The 16,744-nt window shown below is 62.1% G+C and carries 12 protein-coding genes and 1 pseudogene; all 13 read left to right on the plus strand.

The genetic code is table 11. The features are described from left to right. Positions 1-908 precede the first annotated feature (908 nt). The 13 genes and pseudogenes from flhD (at position 909) to flhA (ending at position 16,711) form a co-directional block, all read left to right on the plus strand. A complete protein-coding gene (gene flhD, locus MKZ40_RS08270) occupies positions 909-1,241 on the plus strand; it encodes a flagellar transcriptional regulator FlhD (protein WP_166018115.1) in 333 nt (110 codons plus the stop codon). After that, positions 1,238-1,804 (plus strand): flagellar transcriptional regulator FlhC, encoded by a 567-nt coding sequence (gene flhC, locus MKZ40_RS08275; RefSeq protein ID WP_153635839.1) that lies wholly within the window; start codon positions 1,238-1,240, stop codon positions 1,802-1,804. Before flhD ends, flhC begins: the two co-directional genes overlap by 4 nt. A gap of 315 nt (positions 1,805-2,119) precedes the next feature. Beyond that, on the plus strand, positions 2,120-2,989 hold the full coding sequence (gene motA, locus MKZ40_RS08280; protein ID WP_131432100.1) for a flagellar motor stator protein MotA: 870 nt from the start codon (positions 2,120-2,122) through the stop codon (positions 2,987-2,989). A gap of 146 nt (positions 2,990-3,135) precedes the next feature. Then, on the plus strand, positions 3,136-4,110 hold the full coding sequence (gene motB, locus MKZ40_RS08285) for a flagellar motor protein MotB (protein ID WP_153635838.1): 975 nt from the start codon (positions 3,136-3,138) through the stop codon (positions 4,108-4,110). Positions 4,111-4,192: 82 nt separating this feature from the next. Next, entirely contained in the window at positions 4,193-6,400 is a 2,208-nt protein-coding gene (gene cheA / locus MKZ40_RS08290) for a chemotaxis protein CheA (protein ID WP_175088816.1), read from the plus strand. Between the two features lie 75 nt (positions 6,401-6,475). Further along, positions 6,476-7,015, plus strand: a complete 540-nt coding sequence (locus tag MKZ40_RS08295) for a chemotaxis protein CheW (RefSeq protein WP_153635836.1) — start codon at positions 6,476-6,478, stop codon at positions 7,013-7,015. Positions 7,016-7,296: 281 nt separating this feature from the next. Next, positions 7,297-9,093 carry a PAS domain-containing methyl-accepting chemotaxis protein gene (locus MKZ40_RS08300; RefSeq protein WP_153635835.1) on the plus strand — a complete coding sequence of 599 codons (1,797 nt, stop codon included), beginning with the start codon at positions 7,297-7,299 and terminating at the stop codon, positions 9,091-9,093. A gap of 71 nt (positions 9,094-9,164) precedes the next feature. Next, the gene (locus tag MKZ40_RS08305; protein WP_153635834.1) at positions 9,165-10,001 is read left to right on the plus strand and encodes a CheR family methyltransferase; all 837 of its coding nucleotides are present in this window, start codon (positions 9,165-9,167) and stop codon (positions 9,999-10,001) included. Between the two features lie 176 nt (positions 10,002-10,177). Then, on the plus strand, positions 10,178-11,377 hold the full coding sequence (locus MKZ40_RS08310; protein ID WP_153635833.1) for a chemotaxis response regulator protein-glutamate methylesterase: 1,200 nt from the start codon (positions 10,178-10,180) through the stop codon (positions 11,375-11,377). Positions 11,378-11,542: 165 nt separating this feature from the next. Continuing rightward, a complete protein-coding gene (gene cheY / locus MKZ40_RS08315) occupies positions 11,543-11,932 on the plus strand; it encodes a chemotaxis response regulator CheY (protein ID WP_131432094.1) in 390 nt (129 codons plus the stop codon). A gap of 155 nt (positions 11,933-12,087) precedes the next feature. Next, positions 12,088-12,846, plus strand: a complete 759-nt coding sequence (cheZ, locus tag MKZ40_RS08320) for a protein phosphatase CheZ (RefSeq protein WP_153636876.1) — start codon at positions 12,088-12,090, stop codon at positions 12,844-12,846. A gap of 253 nt (positions 12,847-13,099) precedes the next feature. Continuing rightward, positions 13,100-14,224, plus strand: a pseudogene (flhB, locus tag MKZ40_RS08325) (flagellar biosynthesis protein FlhB); the annotation flags it as partial. A gap of 390 nt (positions 14,225-14,614) precedes the next feature. Further along, the gene (gene flhA / locus MKZ40_RS08330) at positions 14,615-16,711 is read left to right on the plus strand and encodes a flagellar biosynthesis protein FlhA (protein WP_153635831.1); all 2,097 of its coding nucleotides are present in this window, start codon (positions 14,615-14,617) and stop codon (positions 16,709-16,711) included. Positions 16,712-16,744 lie beyond the last annotated feature (33 nt).

A 16,744-nucleotide genomic window follows, 5' to 3' on the forward strand; every position in this document is an offset into this window, starting at 1 on the left:
CTGCAGGATGATGTTCATCCTTGTACGATTCTTGCTCATTGAGCCTTGGCGAATGTTTTTTTGGCATGCCCCAGCATGATGACTATGGGGGTATGAAATGACATTTCAGGCGTCATGCCATAGTCCATGATATCGAGAAATATAATTTATTTATAATATTTAAATAAATCGTCACTCAGGCGCACTGCTTGCGTGGAGGCAGTATTGTAACTCCGCCGAGAGTCAGCATGGAGATACGGCTCGATCCTGCAGGTTGTTTGTGTCATGACCCTCATATCCTGTGTTTTTATTCTGTTCAAGCGGCGAGAGAAGCCCATTTCGGTGAGTCGCTGGTGGGGCCTCTCATTGCGTTGAAATAGCAGTTGGCCCGTCTTGGTCAAGTGCTGCCATTTCATTATCTCTCGCTTTTACGCAGGGATAACTTGCTGCCTGTTGCCGGCCCGTTCGGGGCCATTGCTCGATATTGTACAAGGTATGCCCTCGGTGTCGGGTAAGAGGCAGGGCTGCCTTTCACGAAAATGCCACACACTGTGCGCACTATCCGCTTGCTATTGCTTTGTATGACAAATCTGGTGCATCGTGATTATGCAAGTCGTCTTGAAGACAAGATTGAGAGCTTTTCTGACACACCTTGCTGCCATTTCGGCGGCTTGATGCAGTTTTTGTGCATATAGCGTAGCGGTATGTAAAAAAATGTTGATGAAGAGTCTGGTCCATTACGTGATTAAGTATTAGAATCGCCATCTTAATGTGGGTGGCTCATCTGGTCATGAAGTCACTGCCCCGCATGGCGCCACTGGTCCGGCGCCGTGAGTATTGCGTTTCATCACATCAAAACCATAAGGAATGACGGTCGAGCGCCAGGGTTGGCGGTAGCTCGGGACGATCAGACCACTCAGGGAATCATGATGTCCTCACTGCTCAATGATATACAGAGTGTCAATCTGTCGTATCTTCTGCTTGTGCAGCGCTTGTTGGTCGAAGATACGGAAATGGCGCTGGTACGCCTGGGTCTCGATCAAGAGATGGCGGATCTTTTGTCTGGCATGAGTGTCAGTCAGCTGGTGTCGTTATCGTCCTGTAATCAACTGTTGTGCGAGCTGGCATTGGATGATGCCTCACAGCTCAAGGGAGTCTTGCAGGGCGGGCGCGACCAGGATTTCAGTGCGATGCACACTGCCATGTTGCTGAACGCGCGCCAGAACGACGCTGGACTCCGGCAGGGGGGAGTCAGCGGATGACCCAGAAAAGTCTCGTCGATGAACTGCAGCAGCTGCAGTTGGCAGTAGAGTTGATCGAACTGGGTGCCCGCCTGCAGGTGCTCGAGACGGAAACGGAGATCAGCCGCGCGCGTCTGGTCAAGCTGTACAAGGAAGTTCGGGGCGTCTCGCCGCCCAAGGGCATGCTGCCGTTTTCCACCGACTGGTTCATGACCTGGCAGCCCAATCTGCATGCATCGCTGTTCCACGGTTTCTATCGTCGACTAAAGGCGCAGGGCGCGTCGCGCATGAATGCCTTCGTCAAGGCCTATCGCTTCTATCTGGAGCATGTCGGCGAAGATGAGCCGGTGCTGGCGCTGACGCGCGCCTGGACACTGGTGCGCTTTTTCGAAAGCGATCTGCTGGAAGTGGCCAGCTGCAAGACCTGCAGCGGCCATTTCGTGGTGCACGCCCATACGCCATCACATGATTACGTGTGTGGCATCTGTCAGCCGCCATCGCGTGCCGGCAAGACGGCCGCCCGTCGCAAGGCTCGTGAAGAAATGGCATTGGAGCAGTCGGCAGCCGTCGCCAGTCTCGGCTGATAGCTGTCTCGTGTCAGTGAAGGCGCTGAGATTGCGTCAGGCGAACGAGCAAGACGAGCGTGCAAAGACCAGAAGGCTTGCCCATCCCCGGGCAAGCCTTCTTGCGTTGTGCACCATTGATCGCTCGCCTGTCTCGATGCCGACTGTTTCGACCATGACTGTTTCGATCATGACTGTTTCGATCATGACTGTTTCAACAACGGCCCTTGCTACAGCGGCGGCCTCAACGAATATTCCGCCGTGACCCTAAAGACATGCTCAGCGACGCCGATAGTCAGATTCAAGCGACGTTGACCGAATGCCAAGGGGGTTATTGTGTTGTTGTTCATAGGCTATCTAGTGGTCATCGGGTCCACCCTGGGCGGGTATCTGATGGTGGGCGGGCACCTGGCGGTGCTGTTGCAGCCAGCGGAATTGCTCATCATCTGTGGCTCTGCCGTCGGCGCCTTTCTGGCCGGCAACAACGGCAAGGCCATCAAGGCCACCGGCAAGGCATTCTCGAAGTTGAAACGCACGCGTGGCTACAACAAGTCCCTGTACATGGAAGTCATCGGGCTGCTGTATCTGCTGCTGTCGCGTGCCCGTCAGCAGGGCATGCTGGCGATCGAGCAGGACATCGACAACCCGCAGGAAAGCGCCTTGTTCGCCGAGTATCCTCGCCTGCTCTCCGACCCCATTCTGATGAATTTCATCACCGACTACCTGCGCCTGATGGTAAGCGGCAACATGGACCCCTTCGAGCTCGAGTCGCTGATGGAGCACGAGATCGAGACCTTCAAGCATGAGACCGAGATTCCGGTGCATTCTCTCTCGGCGGTGGCCGATGGCCTGCCGGCCTTCGGTATCGTCGCTGCCGTGATGGGGGTGGTGCATGCGCTGGCCTCGGCAGACCAGGGCGCCGCCCAGCTGGGCGTGTTGATCGCCAATGCCATGGTCGGCACCTTCCTCGGCATCCTGCTGGCCTATGGCTTCGTCACGCCGGTCGCCAACAAGATCCAGCACGAGGTGCATGAGGCCGTGAAGATGATGCAGTGCATTCGCGTCATCCTGATGGCTTCGCTCAATGGCTATGCCCCGCAGGTCGCGGTGGAATTCGGCCGCAAGGCGTTGTTCACCGCCGAGCGTCCCAGTTTCAACGAGCTGGAAGAGCATGTGCGCGAGATCAAGAACAAGGGTGCGGGCTGATATGACGTTGCTGTTTCTCGCAAGTGCGTCAGTCGCAAGTGCGTCTCTCGCGAGTGTGTCCGTCACCTGCGTGTCAGTGGCACAGGTGTCGCAGGCCGTCGTGCTAGAGCCGGTGGGTGTCTCTGGATTGAAGACCGGAGGTCTCGATGAGTGAAGAGCGCAGACCCATCGTCATCAAGCGGCCGCGTATCGTCAAAGGCCATCATGGCGGTGGCTGGAAGATCGCCTACGCCGACTTCATGACCGCGATGATGGCCTTCTTCCTGGTCATGTGGGTGATCTCGAATGCCTCGGATGAGGACCTGCGGGAAATCTCCGATTATTTCGGTGCGCCGCTGGAAGTCTCGCTGCTGGGGGGCGATCGCAGTTCGGCCTCCAGCAGTGCCATTCCCGGCGGCGGCTTCATGGCCGAGCAGACCCAGGGCGAGAAGGGCGCTGATCTGCAACGCCTGCAGCGTCAGGCGCTGGCCGATGATTCTCGCATGGCCGCCCTTCGCGACGAGATCGACACCACCATGGCGCAGCGCATGGCCGATGACGCGGACCTTGCCGAACTGCGAGAACAGCTGCAGATCGAGCTGACCTCCGAAGGCTTGCGTATCCAGATCACCGATAGCGATCAGCACCCGATGTTCGCGTTGGGCAGCAAGCAACCTTCGCCACAGCTTTCGCAGCTGCTTGGCTTGCTGGCGCCGATTCTCAAGCGGCTGCCCAATCATCTGAGCATCACCGGGCATACCGACAATCGCCCCTTCGTCGGCGAAGGCGGCTACGGCAACTGGGAGCTCTCCACCGATCGCGCCAATGCCGCCCGCCGCGTGCTCGGCAACAGTGGGCTGCCCTATGAGCGCATCGTGCGCGTGGTCGGCATGGGCTCGCGCATCAGCCTCGACAGCCAGAATCCCGAGGCCGCCATCAATCGTCGCATCAGCCTGATGGTGCTCAGCCAGTCGGCCTATCGCGATATCACCGACAGCAACGGCGTCAATCCACAGCCCGCCGAGGACATCAACAGCCTGCGCGAGCGTCTCGAGCAACTGGCAAGCCCGGTGCGCGTGACGAATCCCGTCGCTGGCAGTCCAGTCATCGACAGCCCCGTCGCCTCCGGGCTGGACAGCTGAGTGCGCTCAAGGCGGCTGACGTAAGAACCGACGCGGCGCCGCTTCCCGTGTGATAGCGCAATGACAGCCAGCGAGAACATGCATGGATATCAGTGAGTTTTACGACACCTTCTTCGAGGAGGCGCAGGAGCTGCTGGCCGAGATGGAGCGCCTGCTGCTGGCGCTGGATGTCGAGGCGCCGGATGCCGAGCAGCTCAACGCCATCTTTCGTGCGGCCCACTCCATCAAGGGCGGGGCCGCGACCTTCGGCTTCACGGTCTTGCAGGACACCACCCATCACCTCGAGAACCTGCTGGACCGTGCCCGCCGTGGCGAGTTGCGGTTGAGCATTCAGCATATCGATCGCTTTCTGGAGACAAAGGACATGCTCGACGACCAGTTGGCGGCCTATCGCAATGCCCAGTCCCCCGACCCTGAGGCCTACGCGCATATCGTCGCGGTGCTCAAGCAGCTGGGCGAGGAGTCGTCGATGATGGATGCCCCGAGCGCACCAGTGCCGTCAGGCGAAGCGTCTGGACCCGTCGTCGATGTGGAAATGCCACCTACGGTCGAGTCACAGGCCGGTGTCGAGGCAAGTGTGCCGTTGCTTTCGGTCACTCTGATGTTCGTCGCCGACCGCGAGCGTGAACTGTTGATCGAAGAACTGGCCAACCTAGGTGAGGTCATCTCCAGCAGCGGTGATGAGCAGGTATGTCGCGTCATCGTGAGTACCACGGTCAGCGCAGAGGATATCGAAGCGGTGCTGTGCTTCGTTATCGAGCCGGAGCAGATTCTGATCGAGCCCGCGACACCTGCTCTATCAGCGGGGGGTGATGGCGTAATGGGAGACGGCGTCGCTGATGGGCAGGTTGAAGCGCTGTCTGAAGCGCTGGTCAAAGAGCAGGCCGAGGGAGTCGCCAATGGCATGTCTGCCGATGCGGCAAGCGATCTTGCCGATCAGACAGCACCTGCTGAAGCGATAGTCGACACAGGCTCTTCGGCAGATGTCCCTTCCGCTGCCCCGGCGAGTGGTGAGCGACGCAGTCAATCGGGGCGGCGCACCACAGATGCGCCTGCCGAGCAGGGCTCCATCCGCGTCGGCGTCGACAAGGTCGATACCATCATCAATCTGGTCGGTGAGCTGATCATCACCCAGTCGATGCTGGAGCAAACGGCATCGGCGACCACACCGCCGGATCAGGCAGCACTGGTCAGTGGCATCAGTCAGCTGCAGCGCAATGCACGAGATCTGCAGGAAGCGGTGATGTCGGTGCGCATGATGCCGATGGACTACGTGTTCTCGCGGTTTCCGCGTCTGATTCGCGACCTTGCCTCGCGGCTGGGCAAGCAGGTCGAGCTGGTCAGTCAGGGGCATGACACCGAGCTGGACAAGAGCCTGATCGAGCGGATCATCGATCCGCTGACCCATCTGGTGCGCAACAGCCTCGACCATGGCATCGAATCGCCCGGCGTGCGTGAGGCAAGCGGCAAGAGCGCCCACGGCACCCTGACGCTGTCTGCCCGTCATCAGGGTGGCAATATCGTCATCGAGGTAACGGATGACGGCGCCGGGCTCGATCGTGCGCGCATTCTGGCCAAGGCGCGCAGCAACGGCCTGGCGGTCAGCGATGGCATGAGTGACGACGAGGTCTGGCAGCTGATCTTCGCTCCTGGCTTCTCGACGGCCGAGCAGGTCAGTGACGTCTCGGGGCGTGGAGTCGGCATGGATGTGGTCAAGCGCAACATCCAGGCGCTGGGCGGGCAGGTGGAGCTTGCCTCCGTGACCGGGCAGGGCACCACCACGCGTATCGTGCTGCCGCTGACGCTGGCGATTCTCGAGGGCATGGCCATTCGCGTCGGCGAGGAAATCTACATCCTGCCGCTGTCGGTGGTGGTGGAATCGTTGCAGCCGCAGGCCGACATGCTGTTCAGCATGGTCGGCAATGATCGCTTGCTGAAGGTGCGAGATGAATACCTGAGCCTGGTCGCCTTGCATGAGGTGTTCGCGGTACCCGGTGCCCAGACGCAGCCCGAGCAGGGCATCGTGGTGGTGGTGCAGGGCAAGGGGCGCCACTACGCCTTACTGGTGGATGAGCTGATCGGTCAGCAGCAGGTGGTGGTCAAGAATCTCGAAAGGAATTATCGCAAGGTGCCGGGCGTCTCTTCGGCGACGATCCTGGGCGATGGGCGGGTATCGCTGATTCTCGATGTCTCGGACCTGCATCGCCTCGCCAACCTGATGCCAGCGGTGCAGAGGCAGGCAGAGGGCGGCACTGAGTCCGCCATGCCCCAGGACGCCATTTTCAGCTGAGGCGATCGCCATTCACCGGCCGCATCCTCGCCCCTTGCGCCTCGGCGCGAAGCGTTACCCCATCACAGACAGGAGATGAGCATGTCTCACACTCAAGTTGCCGCGGCGCAGACGTCCAATGTCGGCCTGGCGCAGGACCACGCCTCCAAGACCAGTGACGGCGGCGAATACCTGGTATTCAGCCTCGGCGAGGAGCACTACGCCGTGGATATCCTCAAGGTGCAGGAGATTCGCGGTTACGAGAACGTCACGCGCATCGCCAATGCACCGGCCTTCATCAAGGGCGTGACCAACCTGCGTGGCGTCATCGTGCCGATCGTCGATCTGCGGCTGAAGTTTCAACTGGGCCAGGCCGAATACACGGCGCAGACGGTGGTGATCGTGATCAATATCGGTGAGCGCGTGGTCGGCATCGTCGTCGATGGCGTCTCCGACGTGATCAGCCTTGCGGCCGATCAGGTGCTGCCGCCGCCGGAATTCGGTGCGCGCATGAACAGTGACTTCCTGGCGGGGCTGGCGACCGTCAATGATCACATGCTGCTGATAATGGATATCGAGCACATGATGACCAGTGATGAAATGGCGCTGATGGAGCCCGCGGCGCAGCCGGCATGACCTGCTGTCTCGCGGCATGAACCAGACGCAAGGCGCGGCATGTTGCCTGCAGTGTGCGCCCGTCTGATCCCGCGAACATTTACCCCCGTTTCGTCTCGAGCGCCGCTAGCCTTCTGGTCAGCGGCGTTCTTGCGTTCAAGAACTGCCGACAGCGGCCGATAAGGTGTGCACCACAAGGTCGTGGGCGGCTGTACCGGGCAATGACGGTCATGCTGCCGGTCAGTGGTCTCGCCGGGTCAATGACGATCACGCTGTGACGAGTACGAGGCTAAGCAAGGGCAATGCGAAACAATCAGCCGGTGACGGCAAGGGAATACCCCATTGGTGAGCATGACTACCTGATCTCGCGTACCGATCTCAAGGGACGCATCACCTACGCCAACTCTGTCTTCATCGAGGTCAGTGGCTTCACGCGTGATGCCTTGATCGGTGCGCCGCACAATCTGGTGCGCCACCCCGACATGCCAGAAGCCGCCTTCGAGAATCTGTGGTCGACGCTCAAGCAAGGCGAGAGCTGGCAGGGACTGGTCAAGAATCGACGCGAGAATGGCGACTATTACTGGGTCGACGCCTGTGTGACGCCGCTGATCGAGCAGGGCGAGGTGATGGGATTTGCCTCGGTGCGCGTCAAGGCCAGTCGCGAGCAGATCGCCCAGGCCGAGCAGGTCTACGCGGGCCTCAAGCAGGGCAAGCGCGACTATCGCTTGATCAAGGGTCGCATCGTGCGTGCTGGCCTCACGGGGGCCTTCAAGCGCCTCACCCAGTGGCGCATGGCGCCGCGTATCGCGCTGCTGGCCGCACTACCGCTGGTGGCCGGAGCCATAATGGGCAGCGAGCTGCTGCAGGTGCTGGCCGATAGCCAGGCGCATGCGCGTGCCGTGCTGACCCAACTTGCCGCCGAGCTGCCCGCGGCGCAGCTGGCGACGCTCGAGCAGCGGCAACAAGCGCTTGAGGCAAGTCATGCGCGTCTGCAGTGGGAATTGTGGGCCGCCTTCGCTGGTGTGGGCGTGGCATCGCTGTGGTTGGCGCTGCTGACCTACCGCAGTCTGGTTCGGCCGCTGCGCAGCACCCTGGATTTCGCGCGCCAGATCGCCGCGGGCAATCTTTCCCAGTCGATGACGCTGGCGGGCAATGATGAGATGGCACGCCTGGTACGAGCACTGGACAGCATGCGCAAGTCGCTGGTCGGCATCGTCAGCGAGGTCAATGCGGGTATCAATGTGGTCAGGCCTGCCGCTGGCGACATGGCACACGGCAATCAGGAATTCTCGGCGCGGGTCGAGCAGCAGGCGGCATCGCTTGAGGAGACGGCGGCCAGCATGGAGCAGATGACCGGCACCGTGCGCCAGAATGCCGACAATGCCATCCAGGTCTCGCAACTGGCTGATCAGGCCACGCGCTCCTCCAATGAAGGTGGTGAGGCGATGCAGGCGGTGGTGGAGCGCATGCAGGGGATTACCGCCACCTCTGAAAAGATGGCCGACATCGTCAAGGTGATCGACTCGATCGCCTTCCAGACCAACCTGCTGGCCCTCAACGCCTCGGTGGAGGCCGCACGCGCCGGTGAACATGGTCGCGGCTTTGCCGTGGTGGCCGGTGAGGTGCGCAATCTGGCCTCTCGCAGTGCCGAGGCGGCGCGCGAGATCAAGACCCTGATCGACACCACCCAGCGGGAGATCAGCGATGGCGGTGATCAGGTCGAGGCGGCGCGCGGCACCATGGAGGCGATCGTGACCGGCATCTCGCGGGTCAATGACCTGATCGCCGAGATCTCCTCGGCCTCGCGTGAGCAGAGTGGCGGCATCGAGCAGATCAACACCGCCATCAACGAGATGGACCAGGCCACCCAGCAGAACGCCCAACGTGTGATGAGCAGCGCCCATCTGGCGCAGGATCTCGAGCGGTCGGTCGCGGGTCTGTCGCATGCGGTCAACGTCTTCCGCTTTGGCGGCGAAGGTCCGGAGCAGATTCCCGAGCGCCTGCCAGAGGGTGCATCAGCCCAGCAGTCTTCTTCTGTGCACGCTCAGGCCGCGGCCCGAGCGCAGGTGCCTGGCGGCTCACAGGGTCCGCGACGGTGACAGACCTCACGCCGCCACGCGTCTCCTCCACCTCGTCATCGGCCTCCCATGCCCTCGGACGGGACCTGGTGATGACCGATGACGACTTCGAGCGCATCGCGCGCCTCATCTATCAGCGGGCCGGAATCGTCTTGGCGCGTCACAAGCGTGAGATGGTCTACAGCCGTCTGTCGCGCCGACTCAGAGTGCATGGCCTGACACGTTTCCATGACTATCTGACCATGCTGGAGGCCACCCTGAGCCGCAGTGATCACGACGAGTGGCCTGCCTTCATCAATGCGCTCACCACCAACCTGACCGCGTTCTTTCGCGAACCTCATCACTTCGTCATGCTCGAGAACTTCCTGCGCGAGCGCCAGGCGTCGGGGCAGCGAGCACCGTTGCGTATCTGGTGTGCGGCTGCCTCGACCGGGGAGGAGCCCTATTCCATCGCGATGGTGCTGCGCGAGGTGCTTGGGGGCGCGGCCAATCAGGTCGAGCTGATCGCCACCGATATCGACACGGATGCGCTGCGGGAAGCCGAACTCGGTATCTACCCGTTTGAACGTATCGTCAAGCTGGGTGAGCAGCGCTGCAAGCGCTTCATGCTGCGTGGCAGCGGCAGTCGCCAGGGGCTGGTGAGAGTGCGCCCGGAGATCAGGCAGCTGGTGCGCTTTCGCCACCTGAACCTGCTGGACAGCCACTGGGATCTCGGTAGCGGCTTTGACGTGATCTTCTGTCGCAACGTGATGATCTACTTCGACAAACAGACACAGTCACGCCTGCTGGATCGCTTCGCGCTGATGCTCAAGCCCGATGGACTGCTGTTTGCCGGTCATTCCGAGAATTTCTCATGGCTCAATGATGCCTTCACGCTGCGCGGCCAGACGGTCTATACCCTGTCTCGCCGCCGGACGGAGGGCGCATGATGCGTCGTGATGGTTGGTGATGATTCCCTTTCCCTTACCCACTCTCCAGGAGTGTCTGGATGCCTACCCCCGCTTCATCGTCATGCCCGGTCTCAGGATCAAATGCTGGTTCACGCTCAGGTTACAACTCAAGTGCCGCTGCTGGCGCAGGCATGCCCCGGGGAGGGGCGGAGCGCATGATCCGCGTGCTGTGTGTCGATGACTCCGCGCTGATTCGTGAGTTGATGGCCGAGATCATCAATGCCCAGCCTGACATGCAGGTCGTGGCCACCGCGCCGGACCCGCTGGTCGCGCGAGACTTGATCAAGCGTCACGAGCCGGATGTGCTGACGCTGGATGTGGAAATGCCGCGCATGGATGGGCTGGACTTCCTCGAGCGCCTGATGCGCCTGCGACCGATGCCGGTAGTGATGGTGTCTTCGCTGACCGAGCGCGGCGGGGAAATCACGCTACGTGCGCTGGAGCTGGGTGCGGTGGATTTCGTCTCCAAGCCGCGCCTGGGAATACGTGGCGGGATGCTCGAGTATGCCGAGACGATTGCCGACAAGATTCGCGCCGCCGCGCGGGCGCGTGTGCGGCCTGCGGGTCGCACCGTGACGCCGCCATCTGCTGGTGGTGCACAGGCCGGCACGGTGCTGTCCAATTCGACCCAGTCCAGTCAGGCCCTGTCCAGTTCACCCCTGTCAAATTCGGTGCAGTCCAGCCTTTCTCAGTCCCATCCTTGTCCATCCAGTCTGGCAGACAGGCCAGTCGTCGCTGCTGCCAGCCGCCGGCCATTGCTGTCGAGCGAGAAGCTGATCGCGGTGGGGGCCTCGACCGGTGGGACCGAGGCGATACGCGCGGTGTTGCAGTCGTTGCCGGCGGATGCACCGGCCATTCTGGTGACTCAGCACATGCCGCCGGGCTTCACACGCTCGTTCGCCGAGCGCCTCAATGGGCTGTGTCGCATCGCCGTCAAGGAAGCCGTGCACGGTGAGCGCATCCTGCCCGGGCATGCTTATATCGCGCCTGGCGACGCCCACCTGACGCTGTCGCGCAGCGGGGCCAACTATGTGATCACCCTCGATCAGCGTCCGCCGGTCAATCGTCACCGCCCGTCGGTGGATGTGCTGTTCGATTCCGTGGCGCGGGTGGCCGGTCGCAATGCGGTGGGCGTGATCCTCACCGGCATGGGTCGCGACGGCGCGCGGGGGTTGTTGCAGATGCGCGAAGCCGGCGCCCACACCATCGCCCAGGATGAGCAAAGCTGTGTGGTCTACGGCATGCCGCGGGAAGCCGTCGAGCTCGGGGCCGCGGAAAACATATTGCCGTTGAGTCGCATCAGTGGGCAGCTGCTCCACCAGGTTCAGCTGGCCGGACGTTCGCAACGCGTCTAGAGCGCCTCGATCTGCCGGAGCGGGTGTTAGTGGGGTGTGAGTCGCCGACAAGGTGAAGATGGGCGCAGAGGGTAAAGTCTGCTGGCTGGTGGCCGATAACCCTCTCACAAGGCTTGAATTTTCAGCCGTTTCCTCATGTGATTCTTCAAGAGAGCCCGACCGCTGATGGCCGACAAGAACCTGCGAATCCTCGTCGTCGACGACTTCCCCACCATGCGTCGGATCGTGCGCAACCTGCTCAAGGAGCTCGGCTTCACCAATGTGGAGGAAGCCGAAGATGGACAACAGGCATTGGAGTTCCTGAATCAAGGCAGCTTCGAGCTGGTGATCTCCGACTGGAACATGCCCAACCTCGATGGGCTCGAGATGCTCAGGCGCGTGCGTGCCAATCCCGCCACGGCCACGCTGCCGGTACTGATGGTCACCGCTGAGGCCAAGAAGGAAAACATCATCGCCGCTGCCCAGGCCGGTGCCAGTGGCTATGTGGTCAAGCCCTTCACGGCCGCAGTGCTGGAAGAGAAGCTGGGCAAGGTCTTCGAGAAACACGGCCTCTGAGCCATCGGGCCACGCTAGCCGGTGCGCGGACCGATCCGCGCTGGTCAGGCAAGGCTGGCGCGCTCAGCGTGGTTGGTCACATCAAGGAGGGTGTCATGAGTCATCTGGAATCATCATCTGAACCCCAGTCATCCTCGGGCGCTGATCCTGGTGTGATGGCGCGCGATGGGGCAGACACCCCCACCAGGGCGGGTGACAGCAGCGAAGACCTGATTCGGCGTATCGGCCAGCTGACGCGCATGCTGCGCGACAACATGCGTGAGCTGGGGCTGGATCGCGAGATCGAACGTGCTGCCGAGGCGATCCCCGATGCTCGTGATCGCCTCAATTACGTGGCCAGCAAGACGGAGCAGGCGGCAGATCGTGCTCTCAACGCCTGTGAGCGGGCCCAGCCGCTGCAGGATGCTCTGGCCAGTAAGGCGAAGTCGCTCAGTGGTCGCTGGGACGCCTGGTTTGCCGAGCCGGTGGCTCTGGATCAGGCGCGTGAATTGGTGATCGACACACGGGCCTATCTGGCTGTGGTGCCTGATCAGACCAGCGCCACCAACAGCGAATTGCTCGAGATCATGATGGCTCAGGATTTCCAGGACCTTACCGGCCAGGTGATCAAGCGCATGATGGATGTCATCCAGCAGATCGAGATGCAGCTGTTGCAGTTGCTGCTCGACAATGTGCCGGAGGGCCATGCACGTTCGGCGCTGGCGTCTTCCGGGCAGGCCACTACCACAACGGCCGCTGAGGGGCTTTCGCCAATGGAGCTTTCAGCCTCGGCGCTGGATGAGCAGGCAGCATCCAGTGCCGGGGATGCCCTATCTGGCACCTTGCTCAATGGCCCCCAGGTGCGAGCCGATGCGCCGGGGGTGGTCGCCAGTCAGGACGAGGTCGATGACCTGCTGGATAGTCTCGGTTTCTAGCCGCCTTCCCTGAAGTGGCTCCTGCTGGTTCTTGTTCTTCATGCCCTGGCCTGACCGTCATGCCCTTGCCCGTCCACGTCCCGTGAGGCGGGCAAGGGCATTTTTGGGCGCTATTCCTCGCTTTGATCCCTGCTGTGTTTGCCACAATGAGCCCCATTCTCGGCATGATGCGTTCGCCGTGCGTGCCAGTGTGAGCGAGCGTCATGCTCCCCGGCGTTCAGGTAGATGCGATCCCAGGCAAGCGGAGTAGCCGGTGGCTGACGAGCAGAGCAGCGACGACAAGACAGAAGAGGCCACGCCCCACCGAATACAGAAGGCCCGCGAGGAAGGGCAGGTGCCCCGCTCGCGGGAGCTTGCGACCTTTCTGTTGCTGGGCGGAGGAGCGGCAGGTCTGTGGCTGTTGGCGGGCCCGCTTGGCGATACCCTGGAGCGTGTGCTGGGTGCCTCGTTCGGCTTTGATCGCGCTCAGGCACTCGACAGCCGCGTGATGCTTGCCAACGCGTTGATGCTGGGCCAGGAGGCCTTGCTGGCACTGTTGCCGTTGTTCGCCCTGCTGATGGTGCTGGCGCTGGTCGGCCCGGTGCTGCTGGGCGGCTGGATGTTCTCCACCAAGTCGCTGGCGCCGTCGCTGGGCAAGCTCAATCCCGTCAAGGGGCTGGGCAGGATGGTCTCCTCGCAGGCGCTGGCCGAGCTGCTCAAGACCATCGCCAAGTCGATACTGGTCGGTGGCGTGGTGGTGATGTATCTGCATGCCCAGCGCCAGGAATTGATGGCGTTGATGATGATGCCGCTGGGCAACGCCATGGCGGATGCGCTGGCGATCGTGGCGCGCTGCACGGCGCTGGCGATATTGATGCTGATCGTGCCGACGCTGATGGATGTTCCGTATCAGTTGTGGAGTCACGCCAAGAAGCTGCGCATGAGCCTCGAGGAGATCAAGCGCGAGCACAAGGAGACGGATGGAGACCCGCAGATCAAGGCACGCATCCGTCAGCAGCAACAGGCCATGGCGCGCGCGCGCATGATGAGCGCCGTGCCCACTGCCGATGTCATCGTCAACAACCCGACACACTACTCGGTGGCGCTGGTCTATCACGAGGGTGACATGCGCGCGCCGCGGGTGGTGGCCAAGGGGCGTGATGAGGTGGCGCTGCGCATTCGTGAGGTGGGCGAGGCGAACGGGGTACCGATGCTGAGTGCGCCGCCCTTGGCGCGTGCCCTGCACACCCATGTCGATCTCGAGCAGGAAATTCCCATTGCGCTCTATCAGGTGATCGCCGAGGTGCTGGCCTGGGCGATGCGACTCAAGCGGGCCCGCCAGCAGGGTGGCCTGCACCCGAGTCTGCCGCCAGATCTGTCCGTTCCCGATGAGTATCAGGTGCCCGAGGAGGCGCAAGGGGCGGCTGAGGGGACTGGCCCGCCAGGCACCGAGCGTGAGGACGGGAGGGCGGCAGCCGAACTTGAGGTTTCAGCCGTAGGCGCGCCGCCCTCTCACGCAATGTCTTCTGATCATGATTCTGATGACGCCGATGCTGGGGCGGTGTTCCAGCCCAGCGCCAAGCCAGGGGCAGACGGTGATGCGACGACGGATCCTCGTGTCGGAAGTTGATGACCGATGTGGCTGATCGAAGTTGAGGCCCGAACTTGATAACCGTGCTGCTGCCCGATGCTGCTGCCCGAACCCCATGACTGACCGCCATTTCTGCTCCCCAAGCCCGGGCCGCTGCGCCGCACGCGCAACGCCCTCCACGATCGATGAGCCGCTTGCATGAATACCTTGCTGACACTGTTTGACCGCGTGGGGCTCAACACCTCCAGCCAGCTGAAGGTGCTCGCCGGGCCGCTGCTGATCATGATGATCCTGTCGATGATGGTGTTGCCGCTGGCGCCCTTCATTCTCGATCTGCTGTTCACCTTCAATATCGCGCTGTCGATCATGATCCTGATGGTCAGCATGTTTGCGCAGAAGCCACTGGATTTCTCGGCCTTCCCCGCGGTGCTGCTGTTCTCGACCTTGCTGCGCCTGTCGCTCAATGTCGCCTCGACGCGGGTGGTGCTGATGGAGGGTCACAATGGCGGTGACTCGGCGGGCAAGGTCATCGAGGCCTTCGGTCAGTTTCTGGTCGGCGGCAACTTCGCCGTTGGCCTGGTGGTGTTCTCGATTCTGGTCATCATCAACTTCATGGTCATCACCAAGGGCGCCGGGCGTATTGCCGAGGTCGGCGCACGCTTCACGCTGGATGCCATGCCCGGCAAGCAGATGGCGATCGATGCCGACCTCAACGCCGGCCTGATCGGCGAAGATCAGGCGCGCGAGCGTCGCCGGGAAGTGTCGCAGGAATCCGATTTCTTCGGTTCGATGGACGGTGCCAGCAAGTTCGTGCGGGGCGATGCGGTGGCGGGGCTGGTGATCATGGTGGTCAATATCATCGGCGGGTTGATCATCGGGGTCGGTCAGCACGACCTGAGCATGTCCGATGCGGCGCGCACCTATACGCTGCTGACCATCGGCGATGGCCTGGTGGCCCAGATTCCGTCGCTGGTCATCTCGACCGCTGCGGGCGTGATGGTGTCGCGGGTCAACACCAATGAAGACGTCGGTCAGCAGATGATCGGCCAGCTGTTCAAGAGCTCGCAGGTACTGTGGTTGGCGGCTGGCGTGATGGGGCTGCTGGGTCTGGTACCGGGCATGCCCAATATGGTCTTCATTCTCTTCACCTTGTTGCTGGCGGGGCTTGGTTGGTGGGCCTCCCAGCGCGAGAAGGAGATCAGCAGCGAGGCGAAGGAAGAGGCGGCGCCCGGGCCTGCGGCGGCCGTGCAGGAGGTCAGCGAGGCCAGCTGGGATGACGTGCGACTGGTGGAGCCGCTGGCGATGGAGGTCGGTCACCGCCTGATCGCGATGGTCGACATGCGTCAGGGCGGTGAGTTGCTGGCGCGCATCAAGGGGGTGCGTCGCAAGTACGCCCAGGAGATCGGGTTCCTGCCGCCGGTGGTACATATCCGCGACAACCTCGAGCTTGGGCCCAATCAGTATGTCATCAGTCTCAAGGGTGCCGAGGTCGGGCGGGGCGAGGCCTATCCGGGCCGCTGGTTGGCGATCAATCCGGGCAAGGTGTCCGGCAAGCTGCCGGGCGTGGCCACCACCGAGCCGGCCTTCGGCCTGGCCGCCACCTGGATCGAACCGGAAACCCGCGAGCAGGCCCAGGTCTATGGCTACACGGTGGTCGATACTCCGACCGTGATCACGACCCACCTCAATCATCTGATGACCCGCCATGCCGATCAGCTGCTCGGGCGCAGTGAGGTCAGCAAGCTGCTCGAGAAGCTGGGCCCGCAGGATGGCGGCCTGGTGGAGGAAGTGGTGCCGGCCTTGATCAGTCAGGGCACCCTGCAGCGTATCCTGCACAACCTGCTGGATGAGGAGGTCTCGATTCGTGACATGCGTACCATCCTCGAGGCGCTTGCAGAGCATGCCCCGCACAGCAAGGACCCCAATGACCTGACTGCCATGGTGCGCGTCTCGCTCGGGCGCGCCATCACCCAGTACTGGTTCGGCGCCGAGCGCGTCTTGCGCGTGATCGGTCTGGAGGCACAGCTCGAGCAGGTGCTGATGCAGGCCTTGAGCAGCGGCAATGCGCTGGAACCCGGCCTTGCCGATACCTTGATGCAGCATGCCGAGAATGCCGTCGCCGCGCAGGATGCCAATGGCGAGCCCAGCGTATTGGTGGTCGGGCATGCGCTGCGACCCTTGGTGGGGCGCTTCCTGCGTCGTCGTTTCAAGAGCCTGGCGGTGCTGTCCCAGGCAGAGATTCCCGATGACCGCGAGCTGCGGGTCACACAGATGATCGGGGGTCGTGCGGCGTGACGCCGGGGCAGCGCGACTCCCCAATGAGCAAGA

It is taken from the genome of Cobetia sp. BMC6, assembly GCF_029991385.1.
GTDB lineage: Bacteria > Pseudomonadota > Gammaproteobacteria > Pseudomonadales > Halomonadaceae > Cobetia.

Bases quoted from the DNA above. Each gene is read 5' to 3' on its own strand.
- cheA (WP_175088816.1), top strand. From the start codon at position 4,193: ATGGATATCAGTGAGTTTTACGACACCTTCTTCGAGGAGGCGCAGGAG.
- cheY (WP_131432094.1), top strand. From the start codon at position 11,543: ATGGCCGACAAGAACCTGCGAATCCTCGTCGTCGACGACTTCCCCACC.
- flhC (WP_153635839.1), top strand. From the start codon at position 1,238: ATGACCCAGAAAAGTCTCGTCGATGAACTGCAGCAGCTGCAGTTGGCA.
- MKZ40_RS08295 (WP_153635836.1), top strand. From the start codon at position 6,476: ATGAGCATGTCTCACACTCAAGTTGCCGCGGCGCAGACGTCCAATGTC.
- flhA (WP_153635831.1), top strand. From the start codon at position 14,615: ATGAATACCTTGCTGACACTGTTTGACCGCGTGGGGCTCAACACCTCC.
- motB (WP_153635838.1), top strand. From the start codon at position 3,136: ATGAGTGAAGAGCGCAGACCCATCGTCATCAAGCGGCCGCGTATCGTC.
- flhD (WP_166018115.1), top strand. From the start codon at position 909: ATGTCCTCACTGCTCAATGATATACAGAGTGTCAATCTGTCGTATCTT.
- MKZ40_RS08310 (WP_153635833.1), top strand. From the start codon at position 10,178: ATGATCCGCGTGCTGTGTGTCGATGACTCCGCGCTGATTCGTGAGTTG.
- MKZ40_RS08305 (WP_153635834.1), top strand. From the start codon at position 9,165: ATGACCGATGACGACTTCGAGCGCATCGCGCGCCTCATCTATCAGCGG.
- MKZ40_RS08300 (WP_153635835.1), top strand. From the start codon at position 7,297: ATGCGAAACAATCAGCCGGTGACGGCAAGGGAATACCCCATTGGTGAG.
- cheZ (WP_153636876.1), top strand. From the start codon at position 12,088: ATGGCGCGCGATGGGGCAGACACCCCCACCAGGGCGGGTGACAGCAGC.